Source organism: Blastocatellia bacterium, assembly GCA_025054955.1.
Taxonomy (GTDB): Bacteria; Acidobacteriota; Blastocatellia; order HR10; family J050; genus JANWZE01.
On the sequence record JANWZE010000142.1, the window covers coordinates 1 to 13631 of the forward strand.

8 protein-coding genes are annotated in these 13631 nt (G+C 56.5%); 2 read left to right on the forward strand and 6 right to left on the reverse strand.

From position 1 onward, the window contains the following. Positions 1-213: 213 nt before the first annotated feature. The 5 genes from NZ823_17175 to NZ823_17195 all read right to left on the reverse strand — a co-directional run bounded on the left by NZ823_17175 (position 214) and on the right by NZ823_17195 (position 6851). A complete protein-coding gene (locus NZ823_17175) occupies positions 214-1113 on the reverse strand; it encodes a rhodanese-like domain-containing protein (GenBank protein ID MCS6806859.1) in 900 nt (299 codons plus the stop codon). Between the two features lie 23 nt (positions 1114-1136). Next, positions 1137-2435, reverse strand: a complete 1299-nt coding sequence (locus tag NZ823_17180; GenBank protein MCS6806860.1) for a hypothetical protein — start codon at positions 2433-2435, stop codon at positions 1137-1139. Positions 2436-2523: 88 nt separating this feature from the next. Further along, positions 2524-3765, reverse strand: a complete 1242-nt coding sequence (locus NZ823_17185; GenBank protein MCS6806861.1) for an ammonia-forming cytochrome c nitrite reductase subunit c552 — start codon at positions 3763-3765, stop codon at positions 2524-2526. Between the two features lie 135 nt (positions 3766-3900). Continuing rightward, a complete protein-coding gene (locus tag NZ823_17190) occupies positions 3901-5034 on the reverse strand; it encodes a hypothetical protein (GenBank protein ID MCS6806862.1) in 1134 nt (377 codons plus the stop codon). Positions 5035-5870: 836 nt separating this feature from the next. Further along, positions 5871-6851, reverse strand: a complete 981-nt coding sequence (locus tag NZ823_17195) for an L-threonylcarbamoyladenylate synthase (GenBank protein MCS6806863.1) — start codon at positions 6849-6851, stop codon at positions 5871-5873. Between the two features lie 283 nt (positions 6852-7134). Here NZ823_17195 and NZ823_17200 point away from each other — a divergent pair, with 283 nt between their 5' ends. Beyond that, positions 7135-8439, forward strand: a complete 1305-nt coding sequence (locus NZ823_17200) for an aminotransferase class I/II-fold pyridoxal phosphate-dependent enzyme (GenBank protein ID MCS6806864.1) — start codon at positions 7135-7137, stop codon at positions 8437-8439. 451 nt (positions 8440-8890) lie between these two features. Here NZ823_17200 and NZ823_17205 read toward each other — a convergent pair whose 3' ends face one another. Beyond that, positions 8891-12154, reverse strand: coding sequence for a TonB-dependent receptor (locus NZ823_17205; protein MCS6806865.1), 3264 nt, complete (start codon positions 12152-12154; stop codon positions 8891-8893). A gap of 608 nt (positions 12155-12762) precedes the next feature. On the opposite strand from NZ823_17205, the gene NZ823_17210 reads away from it, so the two are divergent. Then, on the forward strand, positions 12763-13392 hold the full coding sequence (locus NZ823_17210) for a TetR/AcrR family transcriptional regulator (GenBank protein ID MCS6806866.1): 630 nt from the start codon (positions 12763-12765) through the stop codon (positions 13390-13392). The last annotated feature ends 239 nt before the right edge of the window (positions 13393-13631 follow it).

Consider the following 13631-nt stretch of genomic DNA (forward strand, 5'->3'; position numbering starts at 1 on the left):
AGGATGACCGATGGCCGCCGCGCCGCCGACCATACTGCATGTCTTCAGGAAGTCTCTCCGCTTGATCTTCAGCATATGATTTTGCCTCCTTTAGCCGCTGGGAGCGCACGCTCTGGCGTGCCAGCCTTCGGCGCAGGCGCAGCCTGACGCTCCAACGACGGCACGCGCGCTCGATCCGGTTGCCCGTGCGCTCCCAGTGCGTGTTTAGGCTGCTTATTGTTCAATCGGGTAGCCTGCTGCTCGCCAGGCGTCCATGCCGCCCACCATGCTCGTAACGTTCACATACCCAAATTGCCGGAGCAGCGCAAAACCCATCACGCTCCGGTGACCTGCCTTGCAGTAGACGACAATGATGGTCTCAGGATCGGCGGGCAGTTCGCGGAGCCGTGACGGCAACTGATCTAGCGGAATGTTCACCGCGCCGGGAATCCGCCCAGTCGCAAACTCGGCCGGTGTGCGCACATCGAGTGCCAGGAACGGCACATTGCCCAACAGCATCGCGTTGGTTTCCGCAATCGTGATCGAGCCCCACCTGACCGGCTTGACCTGCGTGAGCATATCATCCCACAGCGTGAGGAACTGCTTGTCACAGGGCGGCAAAACCCGCGTCTGTGGCTGAGGAGGCGTCACGGTCACGGGCGTCGTGTCGGTGGGGAATCGAGCTGCTTTCCAAGCATCAATGCCGCCGACCATGCCTCTAACGTTCACATAGCCCCATTGGCGAATGAGCGAAAAGCCAAGCGCGCCACGATGCCCCACCTTGCAATAGACCACAATGGGCGCCTCGCGATCGGCTGGCAGCTCATGCAGTCGTGCGGGCAATTGATCAATGGGGATGTTCACCGCTCCGGCGATCCGCTCGGCTTGAAATTCCGCCGTGGTGCGCACATCAAGCAAGAAGAAGGGCACGCCCGCTACTATCATGGCATTGACCTCTGACGGACTAATCGAGCCCCAGCGGACGGGCACAAGCTGCGTAAGCGTCTCATCCCACAACGAGATGAACTGCTTCTGAAACGGTGCGATATTCTGCGATTGCCCGACAGCCGTCAGGCCGCTCAAGGCGAATGTAACGGTAAAGATGATGACTAAAAGTTTATGATTTCTTCTCATGTGATAACCTCCTTAACATGAAATTATGGAATCCGGTCTACAACTACCTGCTCATTGGCTCTGGGATCCGCAGCATCCAGGTCTTCCCGTGTGAGGAACAGACTCCGGTTGCCATGGCAGGCGCCGCAGGTGCGATTTTGCGGCGTCACCCGCTGAATGTTGTGTGGAGCTGCCGTCTTCCAATTTGGATAATCGTCGAAAAATGGCAATAAGTTCTGGCCAAAGTAATCGAATGTATTTCTGGCGATAGGATTGTGGCGCACAGGCACATAAGTGTAGGGATAGCCCGGCACCGTGTTGCGTCCGATCTTAAACAGCACGAGCTTTTGCTGCGGGATGCGGCGATACTTCCCTTGCGCATCTACGAAACTGTGGCACGTGAAGCAATTGTTGTACGCCACCGCGTGGCACACCTGACAACTGACCGTTTGATGTTTGGGAATCAGGTGGGCCATTACACGTGATGTAGCATCTGGCAAGGCGCGATGGCAGTCGGTGCACTTAGGTAAGCCTTGCACCTGCCAGCGGCTTTGATACTGGATGCCGTCGCCATGAAACGCTTCTTTATGACAGGCCAGGCAATCCATGCCCTTGGTGAAGTGCACATCGGCCGGTAATCCCTCTTTCACTGTTCCGAGATATTCAGCGCCGGCGCGCGTGCCGTGGCAGGCTGCGCACGTCTCTTTCATCGGCGGTTTCTTGAAGAATGTATGGCCTTGAATCAAGCCCCCGCCGACGCCTTGCGGGATGCTGACGTGACAATCACCGCATCCGGCATGGCATTTGTTGCAATCCATCGTTCGCATCGCGTGCAGCCGATCGAAATTCTGCTGCCCAGCCCTGAGCAACAACGCCTGATCCTGACCGGCCAGCGTCTTGTGCAAACTGGTTTGGTGGCTCGCCACCGTCGCCGCATGGCATGCGCGGCAACTAGCGGTCGGTTCGATCATCCCTTGATGCGCCGCCCGCATATCCGCCGCCGTGGCTGCTCCTGTTGCTGCATTGCCGCCGTGACAGCTCGTGCAACTGAGTCGGCCATGCACAGAACTCAGAAATGTGCGGCTGACGAAGAAATTGAGAAAATAAGGGCGATCCGGCGCGGCGCCACAGCCGCCACCTTCTTCTTCTGGCGGCTGCGCCAGCGACAATAATCGCCCAGAGTTACTATGACAATCGAAGCAAGAATTGGCTTGTGAGCTACTACTGCCTTCTGCCTTGAACGATGCACTCCTTTCCACATTCATGAGAATGAAAAGGGCCAACAGGCAGAGGCTCGTCACAATCACTTTCATGCTTCGGGCGATTGGTTGTTGTTTGTGCATACTCACCTCCTGCGGCCATGGCTGCGAGACTGCGCGCGGGGGCAACAGACGATCTACCCGCGTGCCACGTCACGCGCAGCCTCATTCACTAACCTCCGGCAGCTCGGCGAGCAGTCGCTGCAGCTTGCAACGCGAACTCTTTGGCCGCCGTCAGCACACGTTGAGCCTCCCGCGAATTGTGGAAGCCCGTGCTGTTTTCGGCGGCAATGAAGTCCCAGCGGATTTGCGCCTTGCGGTGGAGCGCACGCGCCTCAGCGAGCGCTTGCTCGTTCACGCCGGGCGTATCGGCTGCCGACTTGATGGCCTGAATCGCATTAACCAATGCCACCTCTGCCTCCTCAAGTAACCGAGCCGTTGTGTCTTGAATCGCCTCCACTCGCGCCCGCAACCGAGCTGTGTCGCGGCCATGGCAGCGTGAACAGCTTTGCTCCATATGCTTGAGCGGACTTGTCCACCAGTGCGACGTGATCCGCTTGTCTGACTGGAACGGCATGTGACAGTCGGCGCACGCCAAGCCCAGTTGAAAGTGCGGACTGTCGGCGGTGAACAGTTCGTACTCAGGATGCTGAATCTTGATGATGTTGGCGCCAGAAATCGCGTGCACGAAGTCTCGGAATCCGATCTCGTCGTAGAAACTTTCGATCTCTTCGATCTTCGTGCCTTTGGCCCACGGGAAGACCAGATAGCGATCAGGCCCACGGAAGTAGTACTCCACGTGGCACTGCGCACAGACCAGCAATCGCATCTGATCGCGCGTGAGCCGATTGATGTCCACGCCTTGCTGCTGGAGCGCCTCGCGGAGCGCCGGTCGGCTGATACGTAGCGCCATCGTCTGTGAGTCATGACAGTCGGCGCACGCGACAGGGTGCTTGGCTTGCTCGGCCATGTCATAAAATGGCGTCCGGTAAAATTCCGCCGGCCCGCCCTTCTCCATGATCAAGCGAGGAACAGCGGCGCTCTTGCAGGTCATGCACGTGCCGGGCTTTGCGTTGCCGAGCCGACGTGTCATCATGGCGTCGGTCAGGCTGTAGAAGTGCCCACGCTCCTCCTTGTAATCAATCGAGAACGGATTGCCGGCGAAGATCGTCAGCAAGCGCGGGTTCTTTTCCAGCTTATCAAACGGCACCGAGCCGCCATGTTTGGTCGGCTCCATTTCTTGTGTTTTCAGATAGCTCTCATAATGGAGCGGAAAAAACTGCCCCCAGACGGCCGGGTCTGGCTCGTCCGGCGCAATGAATTGCGTCGGCGAGGCCGCGAAATCAGCCGAGAAGCCCAGCACTAATGCAATGAATCCAACCACGATCCCGATTTTCAATTCTCTTCTTCTCACGTGTGTCACCTCCTGAAAATCCTTGGAAGCGCCCGCGTCCGGCGTACTCACTCTGGTGAGGCCCACTGAAAGCGGGCGCTCCTAGGTTTATCTCATTCGCGGCAAACGTCCATTCATGAGCGATTCCCTCGTGGACTACCGCAGCGCGTTGATGGTTGAGACCAGTACCTGCCGGGTGAAGCTGGGATTGTGCACGCCTTTGGTGCCATCATGCTTGATGAGCAGATAGTTCCACCCTGCGCGCACAACCGGATCAGATGTGGCGAAGACCCGATCCCCACCAGGGGCAACCCGAATATCGCCTATTTGAGTATAAACATCACGTCCATCAGCCAGCCGGAACTGGAAGCTGATCTGTCCGCCGATGCTCAGAATGTCAGCCAGGCTGGAGATTTGCCGCCCATCCAGAGCAAAGTTATCGGTGAATCGGCCTGTGGCCGGATCATAAGCGCGCACAACAGCGATTCGATCACGCACGGCTAACACACGCCGTTCGATGGCCGTCTTCAGTTGCGCGAATAACCCCTCAATTGGCCTTTGCACAAACTCCTTGGTCATCGCCGGGCCGTGGCACCGCGCGCAGGAATCGTCAGCGGTTCGGAACGTGTGTCCTTCCTTGCCCAACGTGTAATGGCAGGTGACGCAGCTATCGCCGGTGAACACCGCATGGGCTGAAGCGCCGTTCAGTGTGTCGTTCACAAAGAAGACGTTCTTCCCCATCAGCACATCAGCTTCAGCAGCCTGATGCGGGGCCGTGTAACGACCAGCGTCGGCAGCATCCCATTGGATACGGCCATTGCGCGTGTTATGACAGGTGATGCAGAGCGCCCCTTGGCCAACGCCTACTGCCTCAAAGCCAGCCGGCAGCATCGGCGTGTCATTTTGCACCCGCAGCGCAAAGCCGGCTCCATGACAAGCCGTGCAGGTGATCGGCTGGACCAGGTCCCGCGTCAGCCCCAGACTGGTCAGGTAGGCCACGTCAGCCGGCGTGCCATCGGGCTTCTTCAACACACCAGAATCGCCCGCAAAAAGTTGTGGCAGCCAAGCGACAAACCCTTGCTGACTGTGGCAGCGACCGCAGTGGTTGGCCCCCGCTCCTCGGGCTTCAACAGTAGCGACTTCCAAGGCCCTGGCGCGATCAGCGTGCTTGCTTCGTGACCACTCGGCAAAGGGATTGCCTTGGAAGGTGTCCGCCTCAATGCTGCTGCCTAGCAACAACAGACCGAATAAAAATAAGCTTGTGTATTTTGCCCATCTAATCACTTTCATTTCCACCTCCTTTTGCTTTCGAACCGATTCAGATGAAAGCCATCTTTTTGATCCTTCTCGTGGTTGCTAGTCGAGATGCTGACGCATCCCGGATTCGGCACGCAGAATTGAGACGGCCAAAGGCGGACTGCGGAAAATCATCTGACCAGGCGAACTGACCGACAGGATCAACACCGCACTGGACACATTGCCAAACCAATAGGCGGATGACGAGCTGGTATGAGGCGTGACAGAGCAAGCTGAGGCCCAACTCCGGCGGCATGGCAACGTGTCCTTGGAGTTTCGCATTGGCGCTCGGAGGCCAAATTGCCGTCGTTGCGCGAGCATCTGGTTGGTGATTTCACGCTCCAGAGCGGCGTTGTTCGCTGGCCACGAGTCGGGAGTCAGCAGAGCAGCACCACCTGGCTCGCTGCCAAAAATCCAAGGCGGGTTCAGCCTTGCCGCCGTCTTCCACCAGGTTTTTTCACCGCTCGTTGTTCCCATGAAAACCTCACATCAGACGACCACAACTTGCAGGTAAATAGCGCAATCACTGTGCCAAACTAAGCTGCCGGCCACCGTGTCGTAAGTGGTATTGAAACTAAATGGGTTAAGATGTCTCTCCGAGTGATGAGCCGAGTGCTGACATTAAAATGGGTTGTTTGCTGTGGGGTATTTACTCAATGCTGCGCAATAATGCGCGTTTCCAGTGCCCAGCCCACGATGACCCATGTTGGCGTTGATCACCGCGATGGTGGACTACGGATTCGGTAAATGGCCGAGGTTCCGGTTGAATTATCTTCTCATCGTGATCCCACTATCCAGATTTGTCACCGAAGAGGACCTTTTGGTTCCGCCTAAATTGTATTCTCATCGGTGAGCCCGACGGCCTTCGCCAGCCGGTCCATGATGGCTCGGCCCAGCCCCACCTCCGGCACTGGTTCGGCGTAGATCACGTCCAGCCCTGCCCGATCCAATCTGTGCAGGCAGGCAAACAAGTTGACCGCCGCTTCCTTCAAATCACCAACTGGTGAAAGCACTTCTATTCTCGCGTAAGCAATGTTCTCTGGCGGGCGCTGAAACGCCAGAAGCCCCACTCTTTTTCCTTGGGGAATGTAGGGATTGTCGCCTCTCAGGATTCGAATCGGTGTTCGAGGCGAATAGTGACGCGGTAATTGCCCTGGCGCTTGGGGCCTGGCGGGATCAATGGTAGATATGGTGACTTTTCCTATGATCTGCTCAATCTGTTCAAGTGGTAATCCACCCGGCCTGAGAAGCACGGCCACTGGTTCACTCAAGCTGATGATGGTTGATTCAACGCCAACCTGGCATGGCCCGCCGTCCAGGATCATGTCCACCTTCTCGCCGAGTTGTTCCTTGACATGCTCAGCGGTTGTGGGACTCAAGTATCCAAACGGATTGGCGCTCGGAGCCGCCACCGGTGTGCCCGCTGCTCGAATCAGGTCTAATGCTACCGGATGAGCGGGCATTCGCAGTGCCACCGTCGGCAGCCCGGCTGTCACAATCTCCGGCACGCTCTCGGATTTCGGGAGTACCAATGTCAATGGTCCAGGCCAAAACCGATCTATCAACTTTTGCGCCCGTTCATCGTCCGAGGCGCACAACTGCTCCATTGAAGAAGCGTCAGCAATATGGACAATCAACGGATCGAATCGGGGACGATTCTTGACCTCGAAGATTTTGGCCACAGCCAAGGGATTGAGCGCATCGGCGCCCAGTCCATAGACCGTCTCGGTGGGAAAGGCCACCAGTCTGCCAGCCCGGATCAGCGTCGCCGCCTCCTGAATGGCTGATGAAGTCGCACCAACAAGTTTCATGACCCGATTGTATTTCTCATGACTGCTTGCCGTCCAGTGTCGCCAGCATCGGCTCGCTTTGCGCCTCATGGGTCTTTTGGATTAACATTGCAACTCGCTCGATCCGAAAAATGAAAAAGGACGGAAATCAACGTGTGTTTCGGGGGCTATCTTCACAGGGGTTGTTCATGTCGCTGGTCGCGACGCCCCGAAACGAGCAAAGACAATCACAGATTCACTGATTGACTGGTTGTGAACCTGTTGATCAGTGAATCTGATGCCTGCATCTTCTCAAGGAGGCATTATGGTCAAACAACACCGAGGCAAAAAAGAGGATTATCGCATGCGCACTCATCTGATTCACGGAAACTTCGAGAGCAAGCGCTGGGATTTTGATCATCACATTATTCCCCCGATGTCGGCTTCATCCGCCTATCGGCTTGGTTCGGTTCATCGGGGCGCTCAAGGGTTCGTTGAGTTCGCCTCAGAAGAAGCCGAGCTGAGCGGGCACATGCCGATCTATATTTATGATCGGTTGGATGAACCGACGCGCGGCCTGCTGGAAGAGAATCTGGCGTATGCTGAAGGCGGTGAGACGGCTGTGTGTTTTGCCACCGGAATGGCTGCCATCAGCGCCGCCATTGGCGTGACGACAAAAGCTGGCGATGAGATCGTTGCTCACCACATTTTGTATGGGTGCACGTACAGCTTGTTCACGAATTGGTTGCCACGCTGTGGCATTCAGGTCAGATTTGCTGACCTGACAAAGGTGGAGAGCTTTTCGCAGGCAGTGACAGATCGAACTCGCGTGGTCTATTTCGAGACGCCGGTGAACCCCACAATGGAGCTAATTGATATTGCTCAAGTCAGGCGCTGGAGCGATGAAATAAAGGCCCGTTATCCACACAGGGAACGATTGATCATGATCGTTGACAACACATTCGCCACGCCGTACTGCCAGCGCCCCCTTGCACTGGGGGCTGATCTGGTCGTGCAAAGCTTGACCAAGAACATTGGCGGATTTGGCACTGATATGGGTGGCGCTGTTATTGGTCCACTCCACTATCATGGCCCGTTGCTCATGTACCGTAAGGATTTTGGCGGCGTGCTCTCGCCCAAGAACGCGTGGCCTATTCTGGTGTATGGTTTGCCGACGCTGGCGACTCGAATGGTGAATCAGCAAAAAAGCGCCCTGCGAATTGCTCAGTTTCTGGAGCGACATCCGAAGGTCGCTCGCGTGTCGTATCCTGGACTGGAATCATTTCCGCAGTATGAATTAGCTCGGCGGCAGATGGTCAGTTATGATGGCAAGTTTGCTCCCGGCTCGATGATCTATTTTGTTTTGAAGGGCGACGAAAAAACCGCTAATGAAGCTGCTGAGCGGTTCATTGACTACATCGCCACCTACGCTTACAGCATCACGTTGGCCGTCAGCTTGGGGCAAATCCGAACCTTGATCGAAGAGCCTTACTCCATGACGCACTCTGCCTTGCCTGATGAGGTGAAGCGTCAGAGAGGGCTTGAGCCCGGCGCAATTCGCCTCTCGGTCGGCTTGGAAGATTGGCATGACATCATTGAGGACCTGCGCGTCGCTTTTGAGCACGTCTGAGGTTTAGCTGCTGAGAACGCCGAGAGTTCACAGAGGTTTTCCTGTTTCTCGTTGCTCTGCGTTCTCGGCGAGTTCTGTTCGGGCAGACCGAGCAGATTGGCCGATTGCCCGGAAGGCAACACGTGCTGTACCATCAGGCTGCCGATCAAGCTGAATGAAGATGGTCAAGGTCGCAAGCTCTCACAGGTTGCCTTAGTGGTTTTTCTGGTCACTAAGGCGCGAAGGCACCAAGGCTCAGCGAGCGAAAGACAGTGTATTTTTCTGTTTCTTTGAGTCTTCGTGGCCTCTCTCTTTTTTCGACTTTTTAGACAAGCTCTCAGCACAAGCTCTCAGCCGATGACTGCCTGCACACACTTCCAGTCACGGAGAGGCTCCTGATTTCAGGAGTAAGGTCGTAGGGCGAAAGTCCGGGGCTCTCGCCGCAGCAAGAGCCCGAACTTTCGCCCGCGGCTTAGAAGTTATACCTCACCGTGAAGATCATGCTTCGACCGCCCGGCGTTGCTCCTGTCAGTCCCAAGTGAGACCAACCCAGGTTCAAATCCGGTTGCGTCGGTCCCAGCAGCGTGGTTTCCGACAGGAAGTTGGGCGGCGGGTAAATGAACTGACGGTGGTTAAACACATTGAAGAGCTCCCACCGCGCTTGCAGGTTGTGACTCTCAGTGATGCGGATCTCTTTGACCAGCGCCACATCGAAGTTGTTCACCTCGTCGGTGCGGAACCGGTTGCGTCCGGCATTGCCGACAATGCCCGAATTGGTGCCGGGAACGATCCAGTAGGCATTCGGGTTGATCGGTCGGCCGTCAGCACCGGTGCCTGTGACCAGGTTCCGGTCGCCCGTCGGATTGATCGAGACGCGCTGCGAGAAGGCAATCGTCGTAATCTGACCGGGCAGGATGCCCAGCGCATTGTTGTTGTTGAAGACCGAGTAAGGCGTCCCGGATTGGAATGTGGTGATGCCAGACAGCCTCCAACCCGCAAGCGTATGCTTCAGGAGGCGATGCTCACCCTTGTAGCCAGGGACATCCCAGACGTAGTTAATAACCAACCGATGCGGACGATCATAGATCGAGCGACCACGATCGAGCCGCGCGTCCAGAGGATTCGCCGGCAGCGTTTGCGCCAGCCATGCGCCCAGAATGTCGTCGCTGGTGCTGATGTAGCTGGAGTAGGTGTAGGCTGCGCCAAACTGCACGCCCTGGCTGAGCCGCTTGTCCACCGACGCTTGCAGCGAGTGATACCAGGACTGCGCATGACCATCGCCGACCAAGATGGACCCGCGCGTCGGATCGCGCATGAGCACCGCCGCGCCGCCTCGCGTTGTTGCCTGCAAGAACGGGATCACGCTTTGGTAGACCGAAGGATTCCGATCTACTGCCGCGCGGAAGAAACCAATGTTGGTCTCGTACTCACGCACGAGCTTCAGCGCTCGCGTGCCAACGTAACCGATGTTGAGCACGTAGTCGTTGAGGAATTGCCGTTGGATGGTCAAGCTATACTGATTCGTGTATGGCTGGCTCACCCGCTTGTCGAGCGAGAAGTAGCGATACGGCAGCAGGTTTGGATTGCCGCCCAAGCGCACGAAATCTTGCGGCGTCGGAGGTGATGGCCAGTTGCTTCGCAGGAAGAGCCGCTGGCCTGAGATTGGCCCCTGCGCCACTTGCACGCCGCGCGGGAAGTTGCGCGAGGTGTTGAGCAAAATGTTCTGGAAGATCTGATCGTACGTGAGCGAGTAGCCGCCTCGAATGACCAGCTTATCGCCGCCGGTCAGCCACCCCAGCCATCCATTGGGTTCGGTCCTGGGATTCCAAGCGAAGCCCAGTCGCGGACCCCAGTTGTTGATGTCCGGCTTGGCGTTGGAGAAGAAGTTAAACGGCGTTCCTGTATACTCGTATCGCACTCCTAAGTTGAGGGTCAGCGTCGGACGGATGCGAAAGTCATCCTGAAAGTACGCGCCCAGTTCGGTCAAGCGGCTGGGCACGTAGGCTTCACCTGCGTACTGATTGAACGTGGCGTTTTCATCCCGCAAGAAGGCGCGCAGGCTGGGATAGGTGACTTGTCCATCCACAATAGGAGCAAAGAACGAGTTCAACTGCACGCGGCGAATGTCCACACCTGTACGCAGCGAATGCCGACCCACATTGAAGGTCAACTTGTCAGCGTACTGGTAAATGTTATCGGTGCGGAACTGTGGGAAGTTAATGTTACCCAGACCAAAGGCCCCGCCTACTCCACCAACCGAGAACGCGCCAAATCGGCGAACGGTGTCACCCAGCGGGAACGTGATCGCCCGCCGGTTATAGGAGAAGCGGAATTCGTTCACCATGCGTGGCGAGAAGACGTGCGTGTGGACGAGCGTCAGCCCTTGATTACGCACGGCCGTGCCAATCTCCTGGCCACGCAGTGACGTCGGCAGGCCCGGATCCTCGCTGTCGTCAAAGAGGTAACGTCCGGTGATGACGTCATTGTTGCCAAGGCGATGATCAAGTCGAGCCAAGAAACGATGAAAGTCGGTATCGTATTTGAGCGTTTCCACAGCGCCTCGGTTAAACCGCGCAAACGGGATCAGCAGAGCAGGCTGACCAGCCGCCGCGACGTTAACATTGAAGCGGGTGGAAAAGTCATTGGCCACTGGGAAGGTGTTGGCCAGGAAATCAATCGCTTCCGGCCGGAACCCTTGCCCAGCAGCGTTGGCTCGAATCAGATCAAGACCTTCGCGAGTGATAGCATTACGAGCGGCTGCACCAATCGTGCTGCGCAGTAGGTTGAAATCATACGAGCCGAAGAAAAACGTCTTGTCCTTGCGCGCTGGGCCGCCCAGCGTGAATCCGCCCAGGTTTCTCACTTCGGGATTCTTCGCCGCGCGCAGCGCTTGATGCTTGGTCAAGCCGCTTTCCAAACCGCCCCGATAAACGCGCTCTTGATGCAGCGTCAAGGCATCCAGCCCGTTGCCTGCCCACGTCCAGTGCACCGTGCCGTGGTATTCGTTCGTTCCGGACCGAGTGATGACATTGACGACGGCGCCCGAATTACGACCTTGCTCAGCATTGAAGTTGTTGGTCACGATTTGGAACTCAGCGATCGCTTCGGGCGGAACTGTCTGCCTCGGGATGGAGAGCGAGTCGTCATTGTTGTTGGCTCCATCGAGGTTGAAATTGTTGGAGCGCGAACGGCCGCCGCTGGTGGCAAATCCCGCTCCAGGCATGCCCGGCACATTCGGCACGGTGCCCGGCGCCAGCAGCGCCAAACCCGTCAGCGTATTGCGTCCGGGCAGCTCAAACACACGCCGGGATTCCACAGACTTGGCGACACGTGCCTCCGTTCGATCAAGCACCTCGGCGCCTGCCGCCACCACTTCTACAATCTCAGTAATATCGCCGACCTCCAGTCGAATATCCACACGCGTGATAGCGACAGCCCGCACTGCGACCTGCTGTCGGACTTCTTTCCTGAAGCCGGCCGATTGAACAGTGATAGAATAATTCTCCCCGACTGGGAGCGAATCGAAGCGATAGAACCCGGTCTCATCGGTGGTCAGCTCGCGAGTTAAACCGGTCTCCTCGTTTTTAACTGTTACGGTGGCTCCCGAAACTGGGTCGCCTCGAGGATCGGTGATGACCCCAGCAATCGAACCTAAGATAGTTTGAGCAGAAGCCATCCCAACGCTCCCAGCGATGAACAAACTAATTGCGATCGTTGTGAGTGCTATTTTTTTCATAGCCTCCTCCATTGTGAAACTTCAGATTGTTTGGGAAAGCGGAACCTCTACGGCACGGAGCCTCATCCTCATCGTTACCGTGCGTAGAGACGCACACAACTTTGGATTTAGTGACGATGCGGATTTAGGTCAGAGTAGGCGGGCTGCGGAAGACCATCTGACCTGGGAAACTAACCAACAGCGTCAACCACGAGATCGGAGGATGATGAAAACGACGGGTTAATACTGTCTCGGTCCCAGGGAGAGTGAGACTGACTAAGGACCGAGGCAGGTGGTGACTCCCGCTGCCCTTGGATCGAGTATTCGAGACTTGCCAGGTAAAAGCTCCCGACGAAGCTGATCTCGAATGAGCAGCGCCTTCATCTTTATGATTTGAGTTGTTCTGGTGGAAGGCTCGTAAAGAATGAGCCAGGGAAGGCCCTATCACATAGAAGAAGCTGAGGGCCAATAGCAAACCTAAAGGCCTCATCATCTGTCGCCTGGTTTTTTTACCGGTAGAACACATGATGATAGCCTCACACTCAAATTTGCTTGCCTAATTTACAATGTTGATATAGACTCTGTCAAGCATGGTGCGGCTGCGGGACAGCAAAGCAGGAAAAGACGAATTGAAGCGAGCATTGACACCGGTCGGGCAACGCCTTCTTCAAGGCGTGATCGAGTGCGTGGCCGAGCGGGGCACGGCGCCCACACGTATTCGGGATATTACCAACGCTGCGGGCACGACCGAAGCGGCCTTCTACCGCTTCTTCACCGATCTGGAGCAGGCCGTGCTATATGTCATTCGCCAGTATTGGCGACGATTGAATCGTGTGGCAGCGGCTTATCGGCGAATTCAATCTGAGCCTATGCAACTTCTGGATCACCTGATTGGAGAGCTGTTGGTCTCTCACGCAGATGATCCGGAGACAGCCGAAGATGAAGCTAAGGTGTTTCGCATCGTGGTGCGTGAGATGCGTTCGCCAGAACTAAGCCAGAAGATTCTTGCCGATCCTGAATATCGCCGTTTCGTCAACACCTGTGTGGCAATCATTCGGTCGGCGCAACGTCAGGGGAAACTCTCCCAGAAGCTCAGTGCCAAGCTGCTGGGGGAACTGCTGGTTCCTGTTGTTCACAAGGTCCTCTTCTTGCAATCCGTCCGAGGGATTTATCACCCGACGGAAGCGGAAGCGCGGCAGGTTGTGTGGCGATTGCTGGGGCGTGAGCATCAGACGTCGGCAGGGAGGCGGAAAGCATAGCCTGCAACAGCGGTTTTCACAGGAATCGCCCCTATGCGATTGCTCGCTACGAAGGATGAAAACGGAGCAGAGGCGGGAACGCCTGTGTCACATTCTCACAGGAAGATCGAAGGCCCGTCGGTGGTGGCAGAATTGCTGTCAGGGATGACCTACGCAAGCGAAACCCGCTGACATTGAGGCTCTGCTTTGCCGGTTTATGCAACTTGTCTTCTCCATCTCTCGCCACAACGTGACCTCAG

Coding starts and splice junctions, on each gene's coding strand:
- NZ823_17175 (MCS6806859.1), bottom strand. CDS start 1,113: ATGAGAAGAAATCATAAACTTTTAGTCATCATCTTTACCGTTACATTC.
- NZ823_17180 (MCS6806860.1), bottom strand. CDS start 2,435: ATGCACAAACAACAACCAATCGCCCGAAGCATGAAAGTGATTGTGACG.
- NZ823_17190 (MCS6806862.1), bottom strand. CDS start 5,034: ATGAAAGTGATTAGATGGGCAAAATACACAAGCTTATTTTTATTCGGT.
- NZ823_17195 (MCS6806863.1), bottom strand. CDS start 6,851: ATGAAACTTGTTGGTGCGACTTCATCAGCCATTCAGGAGGCGGCGACG.
- NZ823_17200 (MCS6806864.1), top strand. CDS start 7,135: ATGGTCAAACAACACCGAGGCAAAAAAGAGGATTATCGCATGCGCACT.
- NZ823_17205 (MCS6806865.1), bottom strand. CDS start 12,154: ATGAAAAAAATAGCACTCACAACGATCGCAATTAGTTTGTTCATCGCT.